Annotated in this window: 13 protein-coding genes and 1 tRNA gene; 7 read left to right on the top strand and 7 right to left on the bottom strand. The window is 62.6% G+C overall.

From position 1 onward, the window contains the following. Positions 1-47: 47 nt before the first annotated feature. From O3684_RS03310 to O3684_RS03290, 5 genes are all read left to right on the top strand, one after another. Positions 48-1628 (top strand): UDP-N-acetylmuramoyl-L-alanyl-D-glutamate--2,6-diaminopimelate ligase, encoded by a 1581-nt coding sequence (locus tag O3684_RS03310; protein WP_500065075.1) that lies wholly within the window; start codon positions 48-50, stop codon positions 1626-1628. A gap of 79 nt (positions 1629-1707) precedes the next feature. Beyond that, a complete protein-coding gene (gene der, locus O3684_RS03305) occupies positions 1708-3261 on the top strand; it encodes a ribosome biogenesis GTPase Der (RefSeq protein WP_500065074.1) in 1554 nt (517 codons plus the stop codon). A 171-nt stretch (positions 3262-3432) separates the two neighbouring features. Next, positions 3433-4065 (top strand): DNA-3-methyladenine glycosylase I, encoded by a 633-nt coding sequence (locus O3684_RS03300; protein ID WP_500065073.1) that lies wholly within the window; start codon positions 3433-3435, stop codon positions 4063-4065. Positions 4066-4137: 72 nt separating this feature from the next. Further along, a complete protein-coding gene (locus O3684_RS03295) occupies positions 4138-4650 on the top strand; it encodes a PH domain-containing protein (protein WP_500065072.1) in 513 nt (170 codons plus the stop codon). 46 nt (positions 4651-4696) lie between these two features. Beyond that, the gene (locus O3684_RS03290; RefSeq protein ID WP_500065071.1) at positions 4697-5491 is read left to right on the top strand and encodes a DUF421 domain-containing protein; all 795 of its coding nucleotides are present in this window, start codon (positions 4697-4699) and stop codon (positions 5489-5491) included. 481 nt (positions 5492-5972) lie between these two features. Here the strand turns inward: O3684_RS03290 and O3684_RS03285 are convergent. Further along, a tRNA-Pro gene (locus tag O3684_RS03285) sits at positions 5973-6046 on the bottom strand. Between the two features lie 651 nt (positions 6047-6697). On the opposite strand from O3684_RS03285, the gene O3684_RS03280 reads away from it, so the two are divergent. Both O3684_RS03280 and O3684_RS03275 read left to right on the top strand, forming a co-directional pair. Next, positions 6698-6829 carry a hypothetical protein gene (locus O3684_RS03280; protein WP_500065070.1) on the top strand — a complete coding sequence of 44 codons (132 nt, stop codon included), beginning with the start codon at positions 6698-6700 and terminating at the stop codon, positions 6827-6829. 178 nt (positions 6830-7007) lie between these two features. Next, complete coding sequence (locus tag O3684_RS03275; protein WP_500065069.1) at positions 7008-7685, top strand: hypothetical protein; 678 nt, start codon at positions 7008-7010, stop codon at positions 7683-7685. 67 nt (positions 7686-7752) lie between these two features. On the opposite strand, the gene cmk is transcribed toward O3684_RS03275, so the two are convergent. From cmk to O3684_RS03245, 6 genes are read right to left on the bottom strand one after another with little or no spacing between them, the layout of a single operon-like run. Beyond that, positions 7753-8481: a (d)CMP kinase gene (gene cmk / locus O3684_RS03270; protein WP_500065067.1), complete on the bottom strand. Its 729-nt coding sequence runs from the start codon at positions 8479-8481 to the stop codon at positions 7753-7755. A 25-nt stretch (positions 8482-8506) separates the two neighbouring features. Beyond that, positions 8507-9709 carry a prephenate dehydrogenase gene (locus O3684_RS03265; RefSeq protein WP_500065066.1) on the bottom strand — a complete coding sequence of 401 codons (1203 nt, stop codon included), beginning with the start codon at positions 9707-9709 and terminating at the stop codon, positions 8507-8509. Next, the gene (locus tag O3684_RS03260; protein WP_500062313.1) at positions 9706-10455 is read right to left on the bottom strand and encodes a pseudouridine synthase; all 750 of its coding nucleotides are present in this window, start codon (positions 10453-10455) and stop codon (positions 9706-9708) included. The genes O3684_RS03265 and O3684_RS03260 overlap by 4 nt, the downstream gene beginning before the upstream one ends. Continuing rightward, positions 10452-11012, bottom strand: coding sequence for an SMC-Scp complex subunit ScpB (gene scpB, locus O3684_RS03255; RefSeq protein ID WP_500065065.1), 561 nt, complete (start codon positions 11010-11012; stop codon positions 10452-10454). The genes O3684_RS03260 and scpB overlap by 4 nt, the downstream gene beginning before the upstream one ends. Further along, on the bottom strand, positions 11005-11883 hold the full coding sequence (locus O3684_RS03250) for a segregation and condensation protein A (protein WP_500065064.1): 879 nt from the start codon (positions 11881-11883) through the stop codon (positions 11005-11007). The genes scpB and O3684_RS03250 overlap by 8 nt, the downstream gene beginning before the upstream one ends. Beyond that, positions 11867-12730, bottom strand: coding sequence for a ParA family protein (locus O3684_RS03245; RefSeq protein WP_500062316.1), 864 nt, complete (start codon positions 12728-12730; stop codon positions 11867-11869). The genes O3684_RS03250 and O3684_RS03245 overlap by 17 nt, the downstream gene beginning before the upstream one ends. Positions 12731-12738 lie beyond the last annotated feature (8 nt).

The raw sequence follows: 12738 nt of genomic DNA, 5'->3' as shown, positions 1-12738 counted from the left end.
CGCTCTGTGTGGCGCGCGCCGCCGCAGCGACGAACTACAGTAGGGGCATGACTTCAGTGATTGATATTCGCCCCACGGTTGCCCCCGTGCCACTCACGACCGCGCTGTCGGGCCTGGAGATCCAAGGGTTTTTCGCTCCCGATGGTGCCCCCGCGTCGATTGCCGACTCGACGTTATCCCTGCGCGGCATCACCGTTTCTTCCGACGACTGCGAGCCAGAGTGGCTTTTCGTGGCGATTCCCGGCCTGAAGCAGCACGGAATTCGTTTCGCTCACGCAGCGATCGAGGCCGGGGCGAGCGTTGTTCTCACCGACGAGGAGGGTCGCACTCAGGCATTTGAACGAGGCCTGGGGGTCCCCGTCGTTCAGGTCAGCGACCCGCGTGGTGTCGTTCCGCAGCTATGTGCCAACGTTTACGCATCCCCCGCTACGCGTCTGACGACGATGGCTGTCACCGGCACGAACGGTAAGACGACGACCTCGTATCTGATGCGCGCGGCCATCGCGTCACGTTTCCCCGATGCCTCGCTGTGTGGCACCGTGGAAACGCACGTCGGCCCGATTTCGTTCGAGGCCGTACGCACGACCGCCGAGGCACCCGTCATCGCCCGCTTCCTTGCAGCCACCGAGGAATACAACTGCGGTGCGGGGGTCATTGAGCTCTCCGCTCATGCTCTTTCGTTGCACCGCGTCGACGGAATCGTTTTCGACGTTGCCGCGTTCACGAACCTGCAACATGATCACCTCGACTACTACGGTGACATGGAAAACTACTTCCAGGCGAAGGCCCTGCTGTTTACGCCTGAGCACTCCCGCTGCGCCGTCGTATGCGTCGATGATGAGTGGGGCCGTCGCCTCGCCCAGCAGGCGACGGTCCCTGTGACGACGGTGTCTGCGCTAACTGACAACGACGCCGACTGGCAAGTCCGCGATGTGACGCCTGACAAGACGATCGGTCGCACCGTCTTCACCCTCGTCGATCCCTCGGGCGCTGGCCACCGCGTCGCGATGCCCATCCTCGGCGAGGTCAATATCCAAAACACCGCGGTCGCGATCGTTGCCGCCGTCAGCTTGGGTATTGAACTCGCTGACGTCATCGGTGCGATTGAGGATGCTCCCCAGATCCCCGGCCGCATGGAAAAGGTCAACCCTACGCCGGGCGGCCAGCCGCTCGTCATCGTCGACTACGCGCACACGCCAGAGGCTCTCGAGTGGACGCTGCGCTCGACACGTGAGCTCACGGAGGGCAACGTCGTCATCGTCTTCGGCACCGATGGCGACCGCGATGCCACCAAGCGTGAGGAACTCGCCGCAATCGCCGCCCGCGAGGCAGACATCCTGTGGGTGACGGATGAGAATCCACGCACCGAGGATCCCCAGTCGATTCGCGACTATCTGCTCCGAGGCATCGCCTCCGTGCGCCCAGACATGGCCGACGTCACCGAGGTCACGACCTGCCGACGCGATGCCGTGCGCCGGGCAATCCTCGCGGCCCAGCCCGGTGACACCGTCATCATTACGGGCAAGGGCGCCGAGTGGTATCAGGAGATCCAGGGAATCCACCACCGCTACAACGACGTTCCCGTCGCCGCCGAGGTCCTCGAAGGCGACGTGCGCGCGCACGAGTAACGCACCGTTATCTGTGAACTGGCGCGCCGCCGGGGCTCCCATCGGGCCTTTGCGGCGCGCCACGCCGTAGACTGAGCGGGTGAATGACTTTGACAATCAGCCCGACGCGCCCGCCGAATTCGAGGCCGACACTCTCGACAACTACAGCGCCGACGAGGCCGCGGCCTCGTCCCTCGCCCTCGAAATGAGCGACGAAGAGTCGGAGGCGCGCGCTCGCGTCATGCGCGCCAACCTCGACCAGTTCGACCTCGACGAGGAAGACCTGGCGCTTCTGGCCGGCGAAGCCGCGCTCGCGGAAGCAGGCGATGTTGCCGCGGGTCTGCCCGTTCTCGCTGTCGTCGGTCGCCCGAACGTCGGAAAGTCCACGCTCGTCAACCGTATTCTGGGGCGGCGCGAGGCCGTTGTGCAGGATACGCCCGGCGTGACTCGAGATCGCGTCTCCTACCCGGCCGAGTGGGCGGGCCGCGACTTCACGCTCGTTGATACGGGTGGCTGGGAAATTGACGTCAAGGGCCTGGACCGTTCCGTTGCTGAGCAGGCAGAGATTGCGGTTGACCTGGCCGACGCCGTCGTCCTCGTGCTCGACGCAACCGTCGGCGTGACAGCCTCCGATGAACGTATCGTCGAGATGCTTCGGTCGAAGAAGAAGCCGATCATCCTCGCCGCGAATAAGGTCGACTCCCCGCTGCAGGAAGCAGACGCGGCGTACCTGTGGAGTCTCGGCCTCGGCGAGCCCCACCCCATTTCAGCCCTGCACGGACGCGGTACCGGCGACCTCCTCGATGTCATCATGGAGGTTCTGCCCACCGAGTCTGCGGTTGCCACGGCGCTGCCCTCTGGCGGTCCGCGACGCGTTGCCCTGGTGGGGCGTCCGAACGTCGGCAAGTCGTCTCTGCTCAACGCCCTCGCTGGCGGCGAGCGCGTCGTCGTCAACGAGCTGGCGGGCACCACTCGCGACCCGGTCGACGAACTCATCGAGCTGGACGGACGCTCATGGTGGTTCATCGACACCGCAGGTATCCGCCGCAAGATGCACCGCACGACCGGCGCGGACTACTACGCGTCGATCCGCACCCAGGCCGCCATTGAAAAGGCGGAGGTTGCGCTGGTCCTCATCGACGGCTCAGCCCCGCTCACCGAGCAGGACGTGCGCGTCGTCCAGCAGGTCATCGACGCGGGACGCGCCCTCGTGATCGTCACGAATAAGTGGGATCTCGTGGATGAGGAGCGCCAAAAGGAGATTAAGAACGAGCTTGAGCGCGAGCTCGTTCAGGTCCAGTGGGCGCCGCGCATCAACCTCGCCGCAAAGACGGGATGGCACACGAATCGCATCGTGCGGGCGCTAGACACCGCACTCGAGGGCTGGGAAACCCGCATTCCGACCGGCCAGCTCAACGCGTTCCTGGGGCAGCTCGTGGCGGCGCACCCGCACCCGCTGCGCGGGGGCAAGCAGCCGCGAATTCTCTTCGGCACCCAGGCGTCAAGCAAACCTCCGCGCTTCGTCCTCTTCACAACCGGGTTCCTCGACCCCGGATACCGTCGTTTCATTGAGCGTCGTCTACGTGAGACTTTTGGTTTCGCCGGGACACCGATCCAGATCTCGGTGCGCGTGCGCGAGCGGCGCCGCAAGTAAACCCCACGAGTAAGGTCGGGATGCCACACCCTGGTATCCCGCCCTTCTCTTTCTCGCAGCCGCCTTCGCTTTTCTCAGCAGTTATCCACAGGCCATGGCGGATTCACACGTGTATCCACAGGTCGCCGCTGACGCGTTGACGCAGTCATGACCGGGGAGCAGGATCGACTCATGACTACTTCACACAACTCCCCTCTTTCCCTGGGCCTCCCCGATGGGCTCGTGCGGTGCAGCGACGGCCTCATCCGCCCTACCTGGGCCTCCCACGACGAACTCATCCGTGACTACTACGACCACGAATGGGGATTCCCCGTTCACGACGAGGTCGGCGTGTTTGAGCGTCTCGTCTTGGAAGGCTTCCAGGCCGGACTCTCCTGGCGTACGGTACTGGACAAGCGCGAGGCCTTCCGGGAGGCATTCGAAGGATTCGTCCCCGACCGTGTCGCGGCCTTCACGACCGCGGATATCGATCGCCTCGTGGGCACACCCGGCATTATTCGTAATCGACGAAAGATAGAGGCGGCGATCACGAACGCGCGTGCGACGGTCGCCTTGCGCAGCGAGGCCGATCCGACCGCTCCGTCGCACCTCGGCGAACTCGTCTGGTCATACCGCCCTGCGCAGGATCCGCGTCCCCGCTCGCAGGAGGAAGTGCCCACGCAGTTGCCGGAGTCGCTGGCTCTGGCCACCGACCTCAAGCGCAGGGGCTTTCGATTCGTGGGACCCACAACGATGCTCGCGCTCATGGCCGCGATTGGCATCGTCAACACGGACATCATTGGAACGCATCGGCGCCCGGCGTAACATCACGACGGGGTAGCCACACGTATGGCTCGCACGTACTCACAGACAGCCGCTATCTGGCATGATGGTGCCATGGCACTGTCACAGAAGCTTCTCAGCCAGGGCGAGATCGTCGTCCGCCACATGCATACTCACATCAAGAAGCTGCTGCCGGCGATCATCGTCGAGTCCATCCTCGTCATCGCCGCCGCAGTAGGTTCCTTCTACGTCCCCGAGAACGCGCGCTACTGGGCACTTGCGACCATCTGGATTGCGGTTCTTCTCCTGTCGATCCCGCTCATTGCCGTCCCGTGGATCAAGTGGATCACAACCACCTATACGGTGACCACGAAGCGCGTCATCACGCGCACGGGCGTCATCAAGCGCACCGGCCATGACCTGCCCCTTACCCGCATTTCGGACGTTCAAATCGAGAAGGATTTCGACGACCGCATCTTCGGCTGTGGCACGCTTGCCCTCCAGACCTCCGCAGACGACCCGCTGCTCCTACGTGACGTGCCGAAGGTTGAGAAGGTGCAAGTGGAGATCTCGAACCTGATCTTCCACGACATTCAGGGAGCAATTGACGCGGATCCGACGAGCTGATCACACTGCGGGGCAACGCGCCCCCACCCGCGGATAGAGTTGCGTCATGTTCGACTTTCACGGCTTCGAAATGACGGTCTTTAAGCTCCTGATCGGTGTCATCCTGATCGTCCTCCACCTGCGCCTCACGGGCAAGCAGCAGACGGTCCAGATGACACCGATCGACTTTATCGGGAACTTCATTCTCGGCGGCATTATCGGCGGCGTCATCTACAACCACGCCATCTCATTCGCCGAGTACGTGAGCTTTCTGCTTGTGACCTTCGCTATCATCTCGGGTCTGAATTTCCTCACCTCTCAGTTCATGCCAACACGTTCCCTCGTGATGGGACGTGCATACACGATCATCGAGGGGGGACGCTTCACTCAGGACGCGCTCGACAGCCCGGATCACAAGCTCGACCCGGTCGAATTTCTCGCGGAGCTACGCGGCATGGGTTTCTTCTCGCTGAGCGACATCAGCCTCGTGCAGCGCGAAGCCAACGGCTCCCTGACTGTTCGCCGCAAGGGTGAGGGCGGTGTTAACTACGTTCTGGTGTCCAATGGCCAGATCGTAGCTGACAACCTCAACCTCGCCCATCGAGACGAGGATTGGCTGCGACACGAAATTTCTCAGGCCGGTGTCGGTGAACTGGAAGACCTCTTCATCGTGGAACTGACTCCCAATAACCGATTGAACATTGTCGACGAGTCCGGCAATACGACGGCCATGAATATTTCCGATCCCGCTGTCAACGTCGTCACGACTGTAGTTGAGTTCCAGAACCCCGATTCGCAGGCGCCCACCCTCGAGGAGTTTGCAGCCGATAACACCGACACAGGCGCTGGGACTTCCGAGTGAGCATCCTCTAGCCCCCGACGAAGCACAGCTCCGGCCTCGTTCCCCCGCCACGAGGCCAGGGCTCGTCGTCCGAAGAGGAAAGATCACGCATCCGCGCAATCACAAGCGGCGGCTGACGAACAAACACAGAAGCCGCCCGCGGTCAGGTATCCGCTGCGTGCCCGGTGAAAGTAAGCAGGTCGAAATCATCCCCGTTGACGACTTCGACCTGTGAAACAGTTTACTCTAGGCATTGAAGTACTTGTGACTGCCCAAACACATGGAATGACCGTCCTCTACCTGCGGAAATCGGCCAATCTTTTCCGAAAAACTACGTTTTACCGGGCGAAATAAAAGCAGCTAAATCTGGATCACATTTCGGTTACAAATTATGGGGACGCACACCACTAAGGACAGAGGTCCCTTCCGTCAAGAACAGTGCAGGCTACACCTGTTCGGACAGACAAAAAACCGTGAGGGACATACCCTCACGGTTCTTTCGTCGGGCTGGCGGGATTTGAACCCACGACCCCTTGACCCCCAGTCAAGTGCGCTACCAAGCTGCGCCACAGCCCGTATTTAGTTCGTCGCCGTGGCGACCTGTAGAACTATAGCGCACCCGGCGATCATGAAGCAAACCGACAGGCGTGCGCCACGACACACCACCACCGGACGAGAACATTCACCCCATCTTCTGCGACTGCGTGCACGTAGCGTCACGCGGAACAAGCGGTCCTGACGTGTCTACGCAATTACACTGATACTTATCTACCGCCAACACGCATCGTGGGAGTACCGCTTATGGCTACCCGTCGTCTTCTGACAATCTCAGCGTCACTCGCCCTTGCCCTCACGGGTATCGCAGCGCCATCTGCTGGGACCTGGGCCGCATCGTCAGCGCAGGCACGCTCGGTCATCACCAGCACGGAGAGCACCCCCTCAAGCGTTGTTACTACCGGGCACACTGTGCAGGCAAGCTCATCGGTACCAGCACCGACGCGTCGACGTTTCCGGTCACGCAGGACCTCCCATGACCCGGTATCTGTCCTCATCTCCCTAATTATTTTCGCCTTGCTCGCCGGCGGCTATTTCCTCTACCGATACATTTCTTCCCGAAACGGGGGCCGTCAATCGCGGATGATGAATTACAACGGCCCCAGCGGACCGCAGTATGGAGTGACAGCCGGAAACTATGGTGGCGCCCAGTATCCACAGAACGGAGCTCCCATGAACACTCCCATGCAAGCAGGAGGCGGCTACCCGGCGGGCGACTATGGCTACCACTACGGCAATCAGCAGGGCGGTTCCCCCTCGTCCGGCGCAAATGGCCCGTACGGTCCTTACGGAACCGGCTACTGACGTCGCGCAACCGCGTGCACGGCTCGACAATCCGCAACGCGAGTGCACACGTAAACCTCACATTGTCTGAATCCACCACATGAAAGAGACCACGTCGATTCACCCATCACCGAGTACATTCGGCGAGGCCCCAATACCGCTGCGCTGGACTACCAGATCGTGCCTGGAGGGAACACACATGCTGTCTCATCGGCTCCTCATCTGCGGAGCCACCCTCGCCTGCGCAACGACCACTCTCATCGGTCCTGCGACGCACGCGTCTGCCGAACCGGCCGCGTCGTCCATCGCAAGCACCTGCCACATGTCTGCATCCGGTGCCACGAGCACCCGCAGCGTCATATCATCCCTTCACCCCCAGGTAAGCGGCACGTCAAGCACCACTGCTCCCGCGCGCCGCACCACCTCGACGAGTTCAGAATCAGGGGCGACTGCTCTGGCAGTCCTCATCATGATCGGGGTCTTCTTCGTCATCTTGTTACCGGCCTGCATCATCCAGGCGATCGTCTACCGACGAGCGCGCAAGAATATCCACGACATGCCGAACTACACCAGCGCCAACGGCCCCCAGTACGGAGTAACAGGCTATCCGCAAGGTACCGAGCCACCCGGGCGCTCGTGGTATACGGGCTTTAGCCCGCCGTGGTCATACAAGCATCCCTGCACCGGACGGCAGGGCACACCCGGGTCTTTCCCCGCGAACGGGTACGGTACCAACCCGGCACAGGGACAGGGCTACGGCATGCCCGCGGCTCAAGGTCCGGTATACGGCACCGCGCCCGACCAGGGACCGACCTATGGCTACGGCACGCAACCCCCCGGAGGAGCCTCGAAAGGACAGAACAACCCGGGCTACTGACGCGCAATATGAGTGTGCCCCGCACCGATGGGTGCGGGGCACACTCATATTCACTTGCGCGTATTACTCATACGTCGCGGCGCACCAGGTCCTCATCGACGTAGGCGAGAACAGCCTCGCACACACCCTCGATATCGAGACCCGTGGAATCAACGGTCGCGACGCCGGGTGCCGCGACCATGAACTCTGATACCGCGGAGTCTGCTTTGTCTCGCCCCTCTACCTGGGCGCGCACGATCTCCATGTGCTCCTCGGTCGCGTCGCCGTACAGCTCGAGCGTACGTCGACGCAGGCGTGCCTCCTGATCGGCGAGCAGAAGAATACGGACATCAGCGTCGGGGCAGACCACGGTCGTAATATCGCGCCCCTCTGCAATCATTCCGGAACCTTCTTCTCGGGCCTCCATCATGCGCCTGCGCTGCTCCGCCGCCATCCACGCGCGCACATCAAGATTCGTCGACACGTGCTTGATCTCCAGGGCGATGCGCGGTTCACGGATCTCCTCGGTGATCTCACGCTCCCCCACCCACACGTGCGGATCTGACGGGTCAGAAACCAGACGCAGCGGCATCTCGTTTGCCGCCGCTGCAACTGCAGCGTTGTCGGTCAGATCAATGTCCCGATCCAAGCAGTACCACGTCAGCGCACGGTACATCGCGCCCGTGTCGAGGTAGCCGATGCGGAGCCTCGACGCCAGGGCCTTCGAGACCGTCGACTTCCCAGAGCCGGCGGGACCGTCAATAGCGATCGTGATACCGACGCGCGAAATGGCGTCCTGACGCATCGAGTCGTTCATAGCTGCATTCTCCTCATCGAGGTATCTAGTGAGTGATGAGTCGCCAGCCCCGCTCCTGCAGGTCTGCGACACAGCGGTCGGACACCGCGGGGTCGATCATGACACGAGCAACACCAGCCTGTGCACCCGCTGAGTGCTCGAGAACGAGGTCCTCAATGTTGATTCCAGACTCGCCGAGCTCGCTAAAGAGTCGCCCAAGCGCACCGGGTTCGTCAGGAATGAGAACCTCAATCTCGGCGTAGCGCGACGGGGCACCGCCATGCTTGCCGGGAATGCGGGAGACGCCCTGGTTACCTGCGGTCATGACGCGATTAATGGCTCCGACGCTCCCACCGCGCAGCGGCCCCAACTCGGCGGCGGCATCCAGGTGCGCAAGGAGATCATCGAGATCGCCTCGAAGATCGCGCAGAATCGATGCCACGGGCCCAGCATTCCCCGCCAGGATGGCAGTCCAGAGGCGAGGGTCAGAACCCGCGATACGCGCGGTATCGCGTAATCCCTGACCGGCTAAGCCGAGAGCCTGAGCGGGGGCATCGACAAGGCGCGCGGCGAGCATCGACGACACAAGCTGCGGAACATGCGACACGAGCGCAACCGCGTGATCGTGCGTTCCAGCATTCATCTCGAGCGGCACGGCTCCAACGTCAGTTGCCAAGGCTCGCGCAACCAGAACGGCGCGCGGCCACGTCAACTCGTGAGCAACGATCACCCATGGGCGCCCGTAGAAGAGGTCCGCATCGGCTGCGCCGGCTCCGCTGCGCTCGCGACCAGCCATCGGATGCGAACCGACGTAGCGCGACGCCGCGTCAAGGCACCCCTCAGAGCGCAATCCATCAAGGACGTCAGCGACGACGGCGTCCTTCACCGACGCAACGTCGGTGACAATCGCATCGGGAAAGCGCTGCAGCGACTCGACGATGATGCGGTCGGCGACATCCGGGGGTGTTGCAACGACAACGAGACGCGGGGATTCGTAGCCTGGCCGATCCGAGCCGCACCCTGAGCGGCGCACCCCGGCCTCGGCGAGGACGTCGGCAAAAGCCTCTCCTGCGCCCACGTCACAGGCCAAACGCAGCGATGTGGGAGAGGCATCCTCAAGATAGACGCGCACTCCCCCGGCACGCAGCGCGAGGCCAAGCGACGCACCAAGCAGTCCCGACCCGACGATGAGAACCGGACCGACAGTCGATACGACTCGCTGCCCGAGCACCCCGCTCTCGCTGCTCACAGGCCGACGGCTCCGTACAGCGCAGTCAGTGCGTTGCCTTTGACGCGTCGGGTCGTCCCCTGCTTGAGATGGTCAAGCGTGATAGGCCCAAAGCCCGTGCGCACGAGCTCGCGCACCGGGTACCCGACAGCCTCCATCATGCGGCGCACCAGGCGGTTACGACCCTCATGCACGACGATTTCGACGGTCGTGATGTCGCCGTAGGTATCGACGATGCGGAAGGAATCAACCTTGATCGGGCCGTCCTCCAGCTCGATTCCGTTCATGAGCGTGCGCTTCACGCCCGGCTTGACCTCGCCGTGCAGACGCGCCACGTAGGTCTTGCGAATCTCGTACGACGGGTGGGTCAAACGGTTCGCGAGCTCGCCGTCGTTCGTCAGCAGCAACAGGCCGGACGTGTCAATGTCCAGACGCCCCACGTGGTACAGGCGCTCCGGATAGTCGGCGATGAGGTCAGCGATCGTGGGGCGCCCCTCCGGGTCGCTCATCGTGGACACGGTACCAATCGGCTTGTTGACGGCCAAGACGATGTGCTTGGTCTCGTCGAGGATCAGGCGCTCTCCATCCACGTGAATGACCTGCTTCGCAGGGTCGACGCGGATGCCCTGGCTGCGCACGACGGTGCCGTCAACACTCACCCGGCCGTCGGCGATCATCTGTTCGGACGCACGCCTGGATGCGACGCCGGCCTGGGCGAGCACCTTCTGCAGGCGCACTCCACCCTCGGTGTAGGGGTTAGCCCTCATAGTTCTTCCTCCAATTCATCCAGCGCGTCAGCGTCTGGCAGGTAGGGTGCCAACGGTACCAGCTCCGACAGGCTCGTTAGCCCCATTTTCTCAAGAAACTCCCCTGTCGTCCCGTACAGGCGCGCGCCAGAGGGTGTCAGTCCCGTCTCTTCCACGAGGCCTCGAGCCATGAGGGTACGCACGACACCATCCACGTTAACTCCACGAATACGGGAGATTCGCGTCCGTGAAATCGGCTGACGATAGGCGATGACGGCCAACGTTTCCAGGGCCGCCTGCGAGAGGCGGGCGTGAGACGATCCGACGACGAAACGGCCGACAACATCGGCGTATGCGCGAGCGGAATAGATGCGCCAGCCACCCGCCACCTCGCGTAGCTCAAAGCCCCGCGGGTGTTCCTGTCCCTCGCCCAGGTACTCGGCAGCAAGCGCGTGCAGTTCGGCGTCAACCTCTTCAGAACTGACTCCCAGAACGTCGGCGAGCTCGGACGCGCCAACTGGTTCGGAGGCCACCATGAGGATCGCCTCAATAGGGCCACACAGTGTGTGTTCACTCATCACCGCTGTCTCCTTCGCTCTCGGATCGTGCACCACTGCGGGACGAGGCCGGGGCAGCATCCGCGTCATCCACACCAGCGTAGTCATCCACGTCAATGTCGAGGCATTCTCGAGTACCCGTCCAATGGATCGTGAGTGCCCCGAGCGCATCCTCCTGATCGAACTCAACCGCGCCTCGCCGGTACAGCTCGAGGAGGGCAAGGAAACGGGAGACAACGACAGCACGCGTCTGGGCATCCTCAACGAGTTGATGGAAGGTCATGGAACCTGCCTCAGCCAGCATCGCACTGACGAGAAGCGCCTGCTCGCGCACGGGCACGACAGGGTCATGCAGGTGAGTGACCTGCACCGTCGGTGCCGAGGCAGACAGCGCATTGGCCGCGAGGCGCGCGAGGTCTTGGGGGGTCGTGAGCCAGCGCAGCTCGGGAAGAAGCGTCGCAAAATGCGGCTCCAGGGGCACGTCCCTGGCGACGTACGAGCCGTACTCCCCCATCCGCTGATCAACATACTTCGCTGCTTCCTTGAACGCGCGATACTGCAGAAGCCGGGAAAACAGCAGATCACGGGCCTCCAAATCGGCCTGCGAGGCGTTGTCCTCCTCGTCAATGGCGGGCAGTAGGTGAGCCGCCTTCATGTCGAGCAGGGTCGCCGCCACGACCAGGAATTCCGTCGTACGAGACAGGTCCGGCGAAGCCTGCATAAAAGCGATGAACTCATCGGTCACCTGGGCGAGTGCAACCTCGGTGATGTCGAGTTTTTTGCGGGCAATCAGGGACAGGAGGAGATCGAAAGGGCCTTCGAAAACGGGGAGTGACACAGCGAAGAGGTCAAACTCCCCCTGGACCTCGAGACCCTCAGGCCGCGTCGCCACGGGCTATGACTTCCCGCGCGAGTCGACGGTAGGCGTGCGCGCCCGCATGGTTGGGAGCGTAAGAAGTAATCGGCTCAGTCGCCACAGACGCATCCGGGAACTTGATGGTGCGACCGATACGAGTATCGAACACGAGATCGCCGAATGCCTCCTGTAGGCGCTGGAGGACCTCGCGCGAGTGCAGCGTGCGCGAGTCAACCATCGTAGCGACAATGCCATCAATTTTGAGACGCGGGTTGATGCGGTCGCGCACCGTCTCGATGGTTTCGACGAGCAGCGCGACGCCACGCAGCGCGAAGAACTCTGCCTCGACCGGGACGATAACACCGTGAGCTGCGGTGAGGGCGTTGACTGCGAGCAAGCCGAGGGACGGCTGGCAGTCGATCAGGACCACGTCATAGTCAGCTTCGACGTGTCGGAGAACGCGGGCCAAGGCACTCTCGCGGGCAACCTCATTGACGAGCTGAACCTCCGCCGCGGACAGGTCGATGTTCGCAGGGATGATATCGAGGTTTTCCGTCGCCGTGTGACAGATAGTCGCCTTCACATCCGCTTTGGGGTTCATGAGCAGCGTGTAGATCGTCTGCTCCATATCGAGCGCATTAATACCCAGCCCAACGGAGGCGGCACCCTGGGGATCAAAGTCCACGATCAGGACCCTTCGCCCATATTCAGCCAGGGCGGCACCCAGATTGATGGTCGTCGTCGTCTTACCGACGCCGCCCTTCTGATTACACATCGCGATCACGCGAGCGGGACCATGCCCCGACAGCGGCGCGGGCACAGGGAAATCGACCGGCTCTTCGCGCAGGTCGGGCGTCAGCGTAGGATGCGAGTTCGTGGTCACGTCCCCAT

The sequence above is a fragment of the Pauljensenia sp. 20925_1_27 genome (assembly GCF_041432835.1).
Taxonomy (GTDB): Bacteria; Actinomycetota; Actinomycetes; order Actinomycetales; family Actinomycetaceae; genus Pauljensenia.
Note: the sequence above shows the minus strand (reverse complement) of the source record. Positions and strands in the feature narration are given on the sequence as shown.